Origin of the sequence: Komagataeibacter oboediens (assembly GCF_003207815.1) — a bacterium.
GTDB classification, from domain to species: Bacteria; Pseudomonadota; Alphaproteobacteria; order Acetobacterales; family Acetobacteraceae; genus Komagataeibacter; species Komagataeibacter oboediens.
Window position 1 is genome coordinate 17,794 of sequence record NZ_NKTX01000008.1, and the last position, 12,933, is coordinate 30,726.

At 61.4% G+C, this 12,933-nt stretch carries 11 protein-coding genes; 6 read left to right on the forward strand and 5 right to left on the reverse strand.

What is annotated here, in order from left to right; genetic code table 11:
* Nucleotides 1-85: 85 nt before the first annotated feature.
* A complete protein-coding gene (locus CFR80_RS06125; RefSeq protein ID WP_010514442.1) occupies nucleotides 86-490 on the reverse strand; it encodes a winged helix-turn-helix transcriptional regulator in 405 nt (134 codons plus the stop codon).
* Between the two features lie 110 nt (nucleotides 491-600).
* Here CFR80_RS06125 and CFR80_RS06130 point away from each other — a divergent pair, with 110 nt between their 5' ends.
* Nucleotides 601-1,665, forward strand: coding sequence for an SDR family oxidoreductase (locus CFR80_RS06130; protein WP_029329476.1), 1,065 nt, complete (start codon nucleotides 601-603; stop codon nucleotides 1,663-1,665).
* 116 nt (nucleotides 1,666-1,781) lie between these two features.
* On the opposite strand, the gene CFR80_RS06135 is transcribed toward CFR80_RS06130, so the two are convergent.
* Nucleotides 1,782-1,973 (reverse strand): hypothetical protein, encoded by a 192-nt coding sequence (locus CFR80_RS06135; RefSeq protein ID WP_029329477.1) that lies wholly within the window; start codon nucleotides 1,971-1,973, stop codon nucleotides 1,782-1,784.
* A 135-nt stretch (nucleotides 1,974-2,108) separates the two neighbouring features.
* The gene (locus CFR80_RS06140) at nucleotides 2,109-2,678 is read right to left on the reverse strand and encodes a recombinase family protein (protein WP_010514446.1); all 570 of its coding nucleotides are present in this window, start codon (nucleotides 2,676-2,678) and stop codon (nucleotides 2,109-2,111) included.
* A gap of 262 nt (nucleotides 2,679-2,940) precedes the next feature.
* Between CFR80_RS06140 and CFR80_RS06145 the strand changes: the two genes are divergently transcribed.
* The 4 genes from CFR80_RS06145 to CFR80_RS06160 all read left to right on the forward strand — a co-directional run bounded on the left by CFR80_RS06145 (nucleotide 2,941) and on the right by CFR80_RS06160 (nucleotide 9,219).
* A complete protein-coding gene (locus tag CFR80_RS06145) occupies nucleotides 2,941-3,597 on the forward strand; it encodes a hypothetical protein (protein WP_010514447.1) in 657 nt (218 codons plus the stop codon).
* Between the two features lie 25 nt (nucleotides 3,598-3,622).
* On the forward strand, nucleotides 3,623-5,824 hold the full coding sequence (locus CFR80_RS06150; protein WP_258367740.1) for an EAL domain-containing protein: 2,202 nt from the start codon (nucleotides 3,623-3,625) through the stop codon (nucleotides 5,822-5,824).
* Between the two features lie 42 nt (nucleotides 5,825-5,866).
* Nucleotides 5,867-8,089 carry an EAL domain-containing protein gene (locus CFR80_RS06155; protein WP_010514449.1) on the forward strand — a complete coding sequence of 741 codons (2,223 nt, stop codon included), beginning with the start codon at nucleotides 5,867-5,869 and terminating at the stop codon, nucleotides 8,087-8,089.
* Nucleotides 8,090-8,367: 278 nt separating this feature from the next.
* The gene (locus tag CFR80_RS06160; RefSeq protein ID WP_010514451.1) at nucleotides 8,368-9,219 is read left to right on the forward strand and encodes an SDR family oxidoreductase; all 852 of its coding nucleotides are present in this window, start codon (nucleotides 8,368-8,370) and stop codon (nucleotides 9,217-9,219) included.
* Nucleotides 9,220-9,439: 220 nt separating this feature from the next.
* Here the strand turns inward: CFR80_RS06160 and CFR80_RS06165 are convergent, their stop codons facing one another.
* Nucleotides 9,440-11,191 carry a glycoside hydrolase family 13 protein gene (locus CFR80_RS06165; RefSeq protein ID WP_010514452.1) on the reverse strand — a complete coding sequence of 584 codons (1,752 nt, stop codon included), beginning with the start codon at nucleotides 11,189-11,191 and terminating at the stop codon, nucleotides 9,440-9,442.
* 21 nt (nucleotides 11,192-11,212) lie between these two features.
* Nucleotides 11,213-11,842: a nucleoside 2-deoxyribosyltransferase gene (locus CFR80_RS06170; protein WP_029329478.1), complete on the reverse strand. Its 630-nt coding sequence runs from the start codon at nucleotides 11,840-11,842 to the stop codon at nucleotides 11,213-11,215.
* A 134-nt stretch (nucleotides 11,843-11,976) separates the two neighbouring features.
* Here CFR80_RS06170 and CFR80_RS06175 point away from each other — a divergent pair, with 134 nt between their 5' ends.
* Complete coding sequence (locus CFR80_RS06175; RefSeq protein WP_010514454.1) at nucleotides 11,977-12,906, forward strand: nucleoside hydrolase; 930 nt, start codon at nucleotides 11,977-11,979, stop codon at nucleotides 12,904-12,906.
* Nucleotides 12,907-12,933: the final 27 nt, after the last annotated feature.

Genomic DNA, 12,933 nt, shown 5'->3' on the forward strand with positions numbered 1-12,933 from the left:
GGGGCCGCATCAGGGCAGCCTGCCGTGCGTGCCGCCCATGCTCACATGGGCGGCATTCCCCTGAAGCGTTCGGGACAGCGCGCCATCATGACGCGTCGCGCGCGGATGCGGCGGCGATGTTGCGGTCAACCTGATCCAGCAGCGCCGCATGCTGCGCGCCCCAGCGGTAGAGCATTTCCAGCGGTTCGACAAAGCGCTGTCCCAGCGCCGTCAGCCGGTATTCGACCACGGGCGGCATGACCTGCATGATCTTGCGGTCCACCAGTCCCATCCGTTCCAGGTCGCGCAGGGTCTGGGTCATCATCTTTTTCGACAGGCCGGGCAGGGCGCGCTGAAGCTGGCCGGGGCGCGAGGCACCGCCACACAGGTGCAGCGTATGCACGATCATGGTGGTCCATTTGCCCGAAAACAGCCGCAGCAGGCGGCGCGGGGCACAGTCCTGCGCGAATGGCGCATGGCGGTAGGCGTCGGGCAGGGGGGCGATATCCATGGGCGGCCTCACGGGAACGTTCAGGTAACCAGGGCACGAAAAGGTGCCGGATTGTCTTTTATGGCGTTACCCGACAGCGTGTGAAACCCACGTCATTCATGGAGGAAAAGATGTCCCACAGGGCGCTTGTCATCGGTGCGACAGGTATTGTCGGCCAGAACCTTGCCAACCGGCTGGTCGCGGAGGGCTGGGGCGTTTACGGCCTGGCGCGGCGGACCGAAAACCTGCCCGGCACAATAATACCCGTCGCGGCCGACGCGCTGGACCCGGAATCCCTGCGCACGGCGCTGGCCGGTATCGTGCCGACGCATGTATTTTTCACCACATGGACACGCCGAGATAGCGAACGTGAAAACTGCATTGCCAACAGTGCGATGCTGCGCAACGTGTTTGCCGCCCTGCCACGCCCGCACGCGCTGGTGCATGCCAGTCTGGTGACCGGGCTGAAACACTACCTTGGCCCGTTCGAGGCCTATGCGCAGGGTGCGCCGCCACAGACGCCGTTCCGTGAGAGCATGCCGCGGCTGGCGGTGGAAAATTTCTATTACAGTCAGGAAGATGTCCTGTTCGAGGTTGCAGACCGGCTGGGTATTCCATGGACGGTTCATCGCCCGCACACGGTCATCGGGTATGCGATCGGCAACCTCATGAACATGGGTACGACACTGGCGGCCTATGCCACGCTGTGCCGCGAGACGGGGCTGCCCTTCGTTTTCCCCGGATCGCCCGTGCAGTGGAACGGCCTGACGGACGTGACCGACGCCCGGCAGCTTGCCAGCCAGATCCTGTGGGCGGCCAGCGGCCCCGCCGGGCACAACCGGGCGTTCAATGTGGTCAATGGCGACGTGTTCCGCTGGAAATGGCTGTGGGGCGAACTGGCCGCCTGGTTCGGCATTGACGCCGCCCCCTATCCCGGTCACGCGACGTCACTGGAACACATGCTGGCGGACAGGGGCGGACAATGGGCGGACATCGCCCGCCGGCACGGCCTGCGGGAAGAAGTGCTGCACCGTCTGGCATCGCCATGGCACACGGATGCCGACCTGGGCCGCCCCGTCGAATGCGTGACCGACATGAGTCTGAGCCGCAAACTCGGCTTCACCGGCTACCGCTACACGCCTGATTCCTTCTTCGACCTGTTCGACCGCCTGCGCGCCGAACGCTATATTCCCTGACCGCGCGGACTGTAACCGCTGCTACCGCAGCACAGTCCGCCTGCCGTGTCCGGATGCGCCCGCCCGCCTCAGTGACGGGCGCATCTGGCTCATGCGGTCCGTGGCCATGAACGGCATCAGGGAAACGCTGTCTTTTCGCAAAAGACAGCGTGCGGAAACTGTTCCTGTATCTTTCTTAAAAATGCTGTCTGGCAAAGCTTTTTTCGGGAAGCTTTGAAAGACATCGCCTGTTTGAAAAAAGGCGACACCCAAAAACCTTTTTTCTGTTCTTCATGAATGGTGTCTTCAAAAAAATCTTCAGTGATCATTCTGAAATGAATCAGTTACGGAAATAAAATTTCATGGGCGCTGCCTATTTTAAATAAAGGCAGCGTTACCGAAATATGTTTTCATAAAAACCATCACCAGAAACGTCTGGTTACACGCAGTATATGACGACAGGCTCAGCCATTTTCACTACGGAACTTTGAAATGATGCGGTAGATGGTCGCCTTGTGTACGCTGAACTGTTCGGCAATGTCCGCAATCGGCAGGCCGTCCTGCGTTGCCATTTTGTATATTTCCGCATTATCCGCCGGGCTCAGCTTGGACGGGCGGCCCATATGGATGCCACGCTGGCGGGCCTGCATGCGGCCTGCCGTCGTGCGTTCGCGGATCAGCGCGCGTTCAAAATCGGCGATGCCTGCAAATACCGTCATGACAATACGGCCTTCGGGTGATGTCGTATCCGCCCATGGTTCACGGATGGAGCGTAGGCCCGCACCCTTCTGCCGCAGGCTTTCCGCGATCTCCAGCAGGTGCTGTGTCGAACGGGCAAGACGGTCAAGGCGATAGACGATAACGATGTCGCCCGTACGGGCGACCTGCAGAAGGCGTGTCAGCCCGGGGCGTTCCTTTTCTTCCTCCGGCAGGGGGTCTTCATAAATGGTTTCGCAGCCTTCGTCATGCAAATGCCACACTTGCTCCTCAAGTGTGCACTCGTCCGTACCTGCACGCGCATAACCGATCAGCATCTTATCTTCAGATCACAATTAAATTTCAATTACATATGTAGTCAAGAATCGAACAACTGAACAGACATCGCGGCGATGTCACAAGACGTTCGCATTTTCTTCTCATGGCAGGATGCAGAGCTAAGGAATAAATTCCCAGTATTCAATTAAAAAAGCATTTATTCCCGAGGGTCAAAATAAGTTGCATTATTGTTGCAATATATGTATAAGCCCAAAATTATCGAAACATTAAGACTTTTGAGAAATCAGGATAACATAATTGATGGGACGCCGAACGGACGATGAACGTCGAGTCCTGACCAGTCGGGATACGGATCAGGGAATTCGCGGTGGTTTTTTTGTCTTGCGGCATGCCCTGGTGGAGGTCGCACGGAATGCGTCGGCGTTTCACACCCATCACCATGCATCCGAACGCCCGATGGTCGGGGCGGATACATGGCTGCGTGCATCACTGAGCGATATCGCCAGCAGCTGCCAGCGCGACTATGTGCTGCGTGGCGGCACGATGGAATTTGAAAGTTCCGGCACGCTTCATATCCTGTGGGTGCGCATTGCGGTCACGGCAGGCGGGGGCCATCTGATTTTTGGCCCGAAATTACCGGATTCCGGCCTGCTGCTGGTTGATGTCACGCTGGAGGAGGACGCCCCGGGCGCCGTCTCCATCACGTTTCGCGATGTCGCCAGCCTGAGCGTCACCTATGACGCCGAAACGGATATCACCCTGATCGGGCTGCTCAGTGGTGCCTCGAACGAACTGGACTGCAATGCATGGGCCGTAGTCCGGTTTCTGGGAAATGTCTGTGGCCTGCCCGATGAATGCAGCGAGGCCATACCCGGACAGCACGGCGGCGCGCCGCTGTACATCCGGCACTATACGGCCGGCGAAACGCACGAAATCTGCATTGTCGTGAAAAAATAGAAATTCCTGAATACTGTTGATGGACATGAACCAGAACACGCCGCTTTTCCTTCGCCCCCATCATTCTTTATCCGGAACAAATGCGCTGCAGGTCATGCATGGCGCGGCGGACGCCATTGTGGTGATTGACGAACGCAACAGGATCGTCTTCTTCAACGCCGCGGCCGAAAACCTGTGGGGATATACGCAGTCCGATGTGATCGGGCAGAATGTCAGCATGCTGCTGCCTGCGGGCATGCGTGCCGACCATGATGCCTTCATCGATCGCAACCGCAGTACCGGCGTCAACACCATTATCGGCACATCGCGCGAAATCCGGTTTGAAAACAGGGCAGGGGAGTACGTGGCGGGCGAACTCGCCCTGTCCATGGTCACGCTGCGGCCTGACAACCGGAAATATTACATGGCCACCATCAAGGACATGACCGGCGATGGCCGCCGCCGGAACCTGCAGGGCCTGCAGAACACGGTATTCCGCGCCCTTTCAACCGACATGACGATCCAGGATGTGGCTGACCTGATCTGCCGCGAGACGGAAACATTCGTACCCGACACCGCCGCCGTGCTGATGCTGGTGGACCCGGACGGACGTCTGCGCATCCTGTCGGGTGCAGGGTTCCCGCGCCGGTATGCCGCCGCCCTTGAAAACGTCACGCTGTCGGACGCCGACCGCGCGATCCTTGTCCGTGACCCGTCCCGTGCGGGGGCGATGGTATGGGAAAGCTATTACTCGCTGGCCCTCTCGCTCGGGCTGCATCACTGCCGCGCCACGGCCACCGTGTCACCTGCGGGGAAGGTGACGGGCATCTTCGCCCTGTTCTTCCGCAATCCCGGCCCGGTATCTGACTGGGCGGAAACGGTTGTCAGCGGGTGCGTGCCGTTCTGCGGCGTGGTGATCGAACAGTACGAAGCGCGCCAGCATATCGCGCAACTGGCCAGTTACGATCCGCTGACCGGTTTCCTCAACCGTTCCGCAGTGCAGGATGTCCTTGACAAACTGGTGGGACAGCCGGGGGACCACCAGTTTGCCGTGCTGGTCCTCAATGTTGACCGGTTCCGTGACATCAATGAAGCCCTCGGGCACGCCAACGGCGATGTGCTGCTCAAAACACTGGCCACCCGCATGCGCGCGCTCACGCGCCACGACCATGTCCTGTGCCGTTCCAGCGCCGATGAGTTCATCATCGTCCTGCCCGAAACCCGTCAGGACGAAGCGATGCGCCGTGTTCACACCCTGCTGGACGGACTGGCGCAGCCCGTCAACGTCAGCGGCAATCACATCACGCCGTCGCTGAGCGTGGGGATCAGCATGTTCCCCGATACCGGGCCGGACAGTGAAACCCTGATCGGGCTGGCGGAAACCGCCATGCGGCAGGCCAAGGAAATCGCGCGCGGCACCTGCCGCATTGCAACGCCCGCCGGGCATGGCACGGCGCGGGGGCGGCTGCTGGCGGGGCCGGCGCTGCGTGAAACGCTGGCGCGCGGGCTACTGCACCTGCATTACCAGCCACAGGTCCGCGCGCGGTCGGGACAGCTTTATGGCGTGGAGGCACTGGCACGGTGGCACCACCCGCTTCTGGGCAATATCTTTCCGTCGCGCTTCATGGCGGTGGTGGAAGAGACCGGTCAGGCCGAAATCATCGGCACATGGTCGCTGGAGGAAGCCTGCCGCCAGATCGTGGCATGGGAACGCGACGGGGTTCATGTGCCGACCGTTGCGGTCAACCTGTCCGCCGGGCAGTTCCGTGAACGCAGCCTGCCCGAAACCATTTCCCGGATGCTGGACGCCCACGACCTCGGGCCGCAGCGCCTGACGCTGGAAATTACCGAAAGCGTCATGATGGATGAAAACGAGGACACAATGGCGGTCCTGCGCGCCATTCGCACGCTTGGGGTCGGCCTGTCCATTGATGATTTCGGCACCGGCTTTTCCAGCCTGTCACGGCTGGCGCGCCTGCCGCTAAGCGAAATCAAGATCGACCACAGCTTCATCATGAACCTTGAACACAATGCCAATGCACAGGCGCTGACAACGGCGGTGGTTGGCATGGGCTGCATGCTGGGCATGACAGTGGTGACCGAAGGGGTCGAAACCGAAGCCCAGAAGGCGCTGCTGGAAAACCTGCAGTGCGACGTGATGCAGGGCTACCTGTTTTCCCGGCCACTGGCCGCCGCCGAACTGGCGCGCTGGGTCCGTGACCGGCAGGAACAGCAACATAAAATATAAAAACTGAACAGATTCATACAGTCATAATAAAAAGGTGCGGAGATGGGTAAGGAAGTTTTCCCCGTAACAGAAGAGAATGTCAATTCCGGCATCTGTATGGACATGCTGGAACAGGCGCGTGATGGCGTCATCATCATTGATGACAGGAACTGCATCGTCTTTTTCAACCACGCGGCGGAAAAACTGTGGGAATATACGGCAGACGAGGTCATGGGCCGCAATGTCAAATGCCTGGTGCCGACGGAATACCGCAGCCAGCATGACGGCTTCATCGCGCATAACCGTGAAACGGGCATCAACCGCATTGTCGGCACATCGCGCGAGATCACGTTCGAAAGCAAAAGCGGCGATTACGTTTCGGCCGAGATGTCCATTTCAACCGCGCTGATCGGGCCGGACAAGAAACGCTACTACATGGCCTTCATGAAGGGGGTCACGGAAGAAAGCCACCGCCGGAAACTGCTGGACCTGCAGAACACGGTCTTCCGATCCCTTTCGGGTGACATGCTGATACAGGACGTTGCCGACCTGGTGTGCCAGGGAGTGGAGGAGTTCGTGCCCAATTCGGTGGCCGTGCTCATGCTGCTGACATCGGACCATACGCTGCAGATCCTGTCCGGGTCGGGGCTGCCGCGCCGGTTTGCAACGGCGCTGGAACACATGACGCTGACGGAAGCCGACATCACAGCACTTGCCAATGATCTGGATGAAGCCAGTTCGGTGGTATGGGAAAGCTATCGCTCGCTGGGGATCTCGCTCGGGCTGCATGACTGCTGGGCTTCGGCCATCAGGGCGCCGAACGGAAAGATATCGGGTATTCTGGCACTGTATTCGCGCAACCAGCACAAGGTCGCGGAATGGCCACGGAAAATCGTGTCGGGCGCCGTGCCGTTCTGCGGTGTCGTGATCGAACAGTACGAGGCCCGGCAGCATATTTCGCAACTGGCGAATTACGATCCGCTGACCGGCTTCCTCAACCGCACTTCGCTGCACAAGGTGCTGCGGAACATGATCAGCCAGCCGGGCGACAACCACTTCGCCGTGCTGCTGCTGGACCTTGACCGCTTCCGCGACATCAACGACGCGCTGGGACATGTGCAGGGGGACACGTTCCTGAAGGTCATTGCCGAACGGCTGAAAAAGCTGTGTCGCAGCAACTATGTCCTCAGCCGCTCGGGCGGGGATGACTTTGTCATTGTCATTCCCAACGCCACGGCGGACATGGCGGTCGATTTCACCAAGACGATCATCAACGCCATGCAGCGCCCGCTGGATGTCGCGGGCAACCAGCTTTCCGCATCCTTCAGCACGGGCATCGCAACCTTTCCCGAAAACGGGCCGGATGGTGAATCCCTGATCAGCCATGCCGAAGTGGCCATGCGCCAGGCCAAGAAGGAGGCGCGTGGCAGCTACCGGCTGGTCAGCACGATCGACAGCAAGGATGCACAGGACCGGCTGGTTCTGGGCAGCGCGTTGCGGGATTCCCTGTCCAAGGGGCTGCTGAACCTGCATTACCAGCCCCAGATCGAAGCCCGGACGGGGCAGATATATGGCGTGGAGGCCCTGGCGCGGTGGAACCATCCCACGCTGGGCAACATCTTTCCCTCCCGCTTCATTGCCGTGGCGGAGGAGACGGGACAGATCGAGGCGATCGGCCGGTGGTCGCTGGAGGAAGCCTGCCGTCAGATCGTGGCATGGGAACGCGATGGCGTGCACATACCCGTTGTATCGGTCAACCTGTCGGCGGCGCATTTCCACAACCGCGGCCTTGTGCCCATGATTGCCGCGCTGCTGGACAAATACGGGCTGGCGCCTGAACGACTGACGGTTGAAATTACCGAAAGCGTGATGATGGAGGAAAGCGAGGAGACGATGAATGTCCTCGCCGCCATCCGCAAGCTGGGGGTGGGCCTGTCCATGGATGACTTCGGCACCGGATTTTCCAGCCTGTCGCGCCTGACCCGCCTGCCGCTGACGGAAATCAAGATCGACCGCAGCTTCATCATGAACCTTGAACACGACGCGAATGCGCAGGCCGTCACCACCGCCGTCATCGGGATCGGCAACCGGCTGGGCATGACGGTCGTGACCGAAGGGGTGGAAACGGAAGCGCAGTACGACCTGCTGGAAAGCCTGCACTGCGATGTGCTGCAGGGCTATCTGTTTGCCCGCCCCATGTCGGCCACCGACCTGGAAGCATGGGCCCGGCAGCCCCGCCTGCTCATGCCCGCCATGACCAGAAAGCCCGATCAGGGCCAGTCCTGACCACCCGCAACACGACTGCCTGCCGGGGAAATATATCCCCCGGCAGCCGGCCCGCAGCATGCGGTCCTGCCACGACGCACCCGGCGGGGCAGGAGACCGCGGGACTGCTCACCCGGAAATTCCGTTTTTTATCAAACTATCCGCGCCATGGATCATTACCCTTCATGAACACGCCATCGCGGCCCACGTCGCCACCAGGCGGGGACACGGCCTGCCGGACAGGCAGGACGGGCCGCCATGGCGCCCCCCGGACCCATGCATGAAGCGGAGACACCACCATGAACAGGACAGTCCTCATTACCGGCGCCGGATCGGGTTTTGGCCGGGAAATTGCCCTGCGGCTGGCGGCACGCCAGTGGACGGTCATTGCAGGCGTGCAGATCCCCTCGCAGATATTCGCCCTGCATGCCGAAGCCGAACGGCGCGGCGTGCACCTGCAGGTTGAAAAACTGGATGTGACCAATGCGGCGGACCGTGACCGCTTCAGCGAAGTGGATGTTGACGTTCTGCTCAATAACGCGGGCATTGGCGAAGGCGGGTCCATGGTGGACATACCCGAAGCGGCGTTACGCCGGCAGTTCGAGGTCAACGTGACCGGCCCGGTAATGCTGACACAGGCCATCGCCAGACGCATGGTAGCGCGCCGGGCGGGGAAAATCGTTTTCATGTCCTCCTGCGCGGGACTGACCTCGGACCCGTTTACCGGGGCCTATTCCGCATCCAAACACGCCATCGAGGCCATTGCCGAAGCACTGGGCAAGGAACTGCAGGAATTCAGCGTGGCGGTGGCCACCATCAACCCCGGCCCGTTCCTGACGGGGTTCAATGACCGGATTTTCGATTCATGGAAAAACTGGCCCACCGAACGGGAGGATACGCTGTTTGATTATGAACGGATCGCCTATCCATACAAACAGTTCGATATCGAACCCGTGGTCGAGACGACGATTGGCGTGATCGAAGGCACGATCGACAGCTACCGCAATGTTGAACCGAAACAGAATGCCGCCATGCAGCGCCAGCAGATGGATGCTGCATGGACCAGAAAATCCAGCGAGAACCTGGGCAGGCGCTTCGCAATGGTCCAGACCGCCTACGACATGCAGCCTGCCACGCCGGCGGATGAATAGCGGACAGCCCGCCGGACAGCCGTGCAGGCGCGCCCGGTGCAGGAAACCGCCACCCCGCAACCCGTCAGGGACCGGTTTGCCCCCGGCCGCCCGCAGGCAGGTGACGGGGGCCACATATCCCCGCCGGGACGACCGGGGCAGAGCGCTGGTGCCATCTTCCCCGGAACATGGGCTGGATACATACGTCACCTGCCCTGCGCGGGCATGGCCGCTGTCCGGTTCAGGCCAGCTGGTAGATCACGCTTTCCCACGGGCGCAGCGCTATGATGCCGTCCGTTACCGGGGCCGGGGGCGTCATGTTGCCGATCAGGCACCGCGTGGCACGCAGCCCCGCGGGCAGGGTGAAGGATGCCGCGCTGTCGGAAAAATTCAGCACGACCACCGCTGCCGTCCCGCCATCACGGCGGGTATAGGCATAGACCTGACTGCCAGGGGGCGAGACATCCCCATACCGCCCGGCTGACAGGCAACGCCATGCCCGGCGCAGGCGGATCATGGCGCGGTAGAAGGACAGGACGGAATCCGGGTCCGCACGTTCCGTCCGGACATTGACCTGCCGGTAATTCGGGTTGACCGCAAACCACGGCCTGTCTGCCGTGGTAAAGCCCGCATTGGGTGTGTCATCCCACTGCATGGGCGTGCGGGCGTTGTCGCGGCTGACCTGGGCCAGGTTGCGCAGGAATTCCGCAGCCGGGACGTGGCCCGACAGCACCTCGTTGCGCCAGCCATTATGGGCCTGCACGTCGTTATAGTCCTCGATCCGCCTGAAGGGAAAATTGGTCATGCCGATTTCCTGCCCCTGATAGATATAGGGCGTGCCCTTGAGCGACAGCATCATCGTGGCCAGCAGCTTGGCCGACCGCGCGCCATATTCCGGCACACCGGAGCCATAGCGCGAGGCGGCACGGGGAAAGTCGTGGTCCTCCAGATAGACCAGCGGCCAGACATGCGGGTTGTCGTTGAAGGCGTTGTCCGCATTGAAGGCGCGCATGTCATCCAGCCTGCATGGCAGCTTGCGCCAGCCATCCGCATCCTTCAGTTGCAGGTCAAAGCGGAAGGCGGAGGTGATTTCCCCCCGCCGGTCATCGGTCATGTTGATGATCGCATCATGCGACGCCCCCCATGCCTCGCCCACGGTATACAGGTCGGTCCCGGCAAAGACATGGGTGTACATGTCATGCAGGTAGCCATCCAGCCGTGGACCCACTTCGGCAAAGGATGCCTGTCCTGCATGCTGTCCGGGCGTAAAATCCCCCATGGCCTGCGGCTTCGCCAGACTGGTGATCGCATCGAAACGGAAACCGCTGACCCCCCTGGCGGCCCAGAAGCGCAGGATGTCATACAGTTCGGCACGGACCTTCGGGTTTTCCCAGTTCAGGTCAGGCTGCTTGCTGACAAAGGTATGCAGGTAGTACTGCCCCGTCGCCGCATCGAACTGCCATGCCGATCCCGCGCCAAAGGCCGCCTTCCAGTTATTGGGCGGCCCGCCATCCCGTCCGTCGCGCCAGATATAGTAATCCCGGTACGGACTGGTGCGTGAACTGCGGCTTTTGACAAACCATTCATGCTCGTCGCTGGTATGGTTGAACACCATGTCCAGTATGACATGAATGCCGCGCGCCTTTGCCCGCGCCATGAAGCGGTCGAAATCCGCCATGGTGCCGAAATCTGGCATGATCCGGCGGTAATCGCGCACGTCGTAGCCGTTATCGGCATTGGGGGAGTCAAAGCAGGCAGCAACCCAGACCGCCCCGATGCCCAGATCGGCCAGATGGTCCACCCGTTCGGCCATGCCCACGAAATCCCCGATCCCGTCGCCATTGCCATCGCAGAAGGAGCGGGGATAGATCTCGTATGCCACGACATCCTTCCACCATGCCGTGGTCGTGCCGGCACGCGCCCGTGCTGCGGCGGGTGTCAGGAAAAATGCGGTTCCAAGCAGGCGGGTCATATCCCGGCGGGTCAGGTCCATGTCGTGCGTTTCCTGTCCTGATCAGTTATTGTGTGGTGCAGCCGAGCCCGGCAGGCGCTGGCGCAGGCTGTCGATCGCCATGGCAAAGGCGGTCAGCAGGTCCGCATCAACACAGACCGTCCCGCCCGACAGGCGGATGAAGCCTTCGGTCATGGCGTTCTGCACCATGCCTTCGGAATGCACGATCAGGCCATCGGCATCTTCCATGCCGCCGCTGCCGCCTGTTCCCTGCCGTTCACGCAGCGCATCGCCCCATGCCCGGCTGCGGTATTCCGCCACCTTGCGCGGATAGGGCCGCCCGTCCACGGTGTACCCCGCCAGCATCTTGCCCTGTGCCGCCATGTACCCGATCTCGACCGCGGTGCCGGGGTCCATGTCGGCTGCACGACGGAAGGGGTCCAGACAGAACACGCCCGCGTCGCACCCGTCCATCAGGTCACGGTCAAGGCGTGCGATCAGCAGGCTGGTTTCCGCACCGGGGGCCAGCGCGTCCACCTCGGCCTGCCCGTCAAAGGGGCAGACACCTTCCAGCCCGGCGGCGGTGCAGATATCCTTCATCGCGCGGAACAGTTCGGCGGCTGCGGGTCGGAAAACCGTATCGCCCGCCAGATAGATACGCGGCGCGCGGGTCGTCTTGGGCTGAGTGGTCATGTAGGATCCTGCCTGTTCGTTATGGATGAATAATAATAAATCCGTTCCTGCCTGTATCGCCTTTTCCGCCGGGCCGTGGTCCCATTGGCCGGAATGCCACATGCAGGGACGCGTATTTTTTCCATGGAGCCATCATGAAAATCATTATCGACACCGACCCGGGGCAGGACGATGCCCTGACCATCCTGCTCGCGCTGGCCAGTCCCGAGATCGAACTGCTGGGCGTCACCACGGTCGCGGGTAACGTGCCGCTGGCCCAGACCACCGAAAACGCGCTCAAGACCCTCGACCTTGCAGGCCGCCCCGACATTCCGGTGCATGCCGGCGCCGACCGCCCGCTGCTGCGCCCGGGCGTGACCGCAACCCACGTGCATGGCCGCACCGGGTTTGAAGGTGTCGACCTGCCGCCACCCGGGCGGCCTGCAACGCCGGGACATGCGGTGGATTTCATTATCCGCACGGTCATGGACAACCCGCCGGGCGCCATCACGCTGTGCACCATTGGCCCGCTGACCAATATCGCCCTTGCACTGGCGCGTGAGCCACGCCTGCGTGAACGGATCGGCCGGATCGTGATGATGGGCTGCGCCTTTTCCGAAGTGGGGAACATTACCCCGGCCGCCGAATTCAATGTCTATGTCGATCCCCATGCAGCGGAAATGGTGTTCGCCTCCGGTGTGCCGATTGTGGTGTTCCCGCTGGATGTGACGCATCAGCTGCATACCAGCGCGGCCCGGCTGGAACGCATTGCGGCCATTCCCAACCGGATCGGCCCGGTCGTCGCGGCATGGCTGCGGTTTGAAAAACGCTTCGAGGCCACGAAATACGGCACGGATGGCGGCCCCCTGCATGATCCCAACACGGTTATCTGGCTGCTGAAGCCCGAACTGTATCGCGGGCGGCAGGTCAACGTACAGATTGAAACGGGCAGCCCCCTGACCATGGGCATGAGCGTGGTTGACTGGTGGGGCGTCGGTACCGCCCCCCCCAATGCCGTGTTCATGCGCGAGGTGGATGTGGAGGGCGTATACGACCTGGTGGTGGAACGCCTGTCGCGGTTCTAGCGCCGGGTACGGGCGGCGGGATGTCCC

Coding starts and splice junctions, on each gene's coding strand:
- CFR80_RS06125 (WP_010514442.1), bottom strand. CDS start 490: ATGGATATCGCCCCCCTGCCCGACGCCTACCGCCATGCGCCATTCGCG.
- CFR80_RS06130 (WP_029329476.1), top strand. CDS start 601: ATGTCCCACAGGGCGCTTGTCATCGGTGCGACAGGTATTGTCGGCCAG.
- CFR80_RS06135 (WP_029329477.1), bottom strand. CDS start 1,973: ATGATCACTGAAGATTTTTTTGAAGACACCATTCATGAAGAACAGAAA.
- CFR80_RS06140 (WP_010514446.1), bottom strand. CDS start 2,678: ATGCTGATCGGTTATGCGCGTGCAGGTACGGACGAGTGCACACTTGAG.
- CFR80_RS06145 (WP_010514447.1), top strand. CDS start 2,941: ATGGGACGCCGAACGGACGATGAACGTCGAGTCCTGACCAGTCGGGAT.
- CFR80_RS06150 (WP_258367740.1), top strand. CDS start 3,623: ATGAACCAGAACACGCCGCTTTTCCTTCGCCCCCATCATTCTTTATCC.
- CFR80_RS06155 (WP_010514449.1), top strand. CDS start 5,867: ATGGGTAAGGAAGTTTTCCCCGTAACAGAAGAGAATGTCAATTCCGGC.
- CFR80_RS06160 (WP_010514451.1), top strand. CDS start 8,368: ATGAACAGGACAGTCCTCATTACCGGCGCCGGATCGGGTTTTGGCCGG.
- CFR80_RS06165 (WP_010514452.1), bottom strand. CDS start 11,191: ATGGACCTGACCCGCCGGGATATGACCCGCCTGCTTGGAACCGCATTT.
- CFR80_RS06170 (WP_029329478.1), bottom strand. CDS start 11,842: ATGACCACTCAGCCCAAGACGACCCGCGCGCCGCGTATCTATCTGGCG.
- CFR80_RS06175 (WP_010514454.1), top strand. CDS start 11,977: ATGAAAATCATTATCGACACCGACCCGGGGCAGGACGATGCCCTGACC.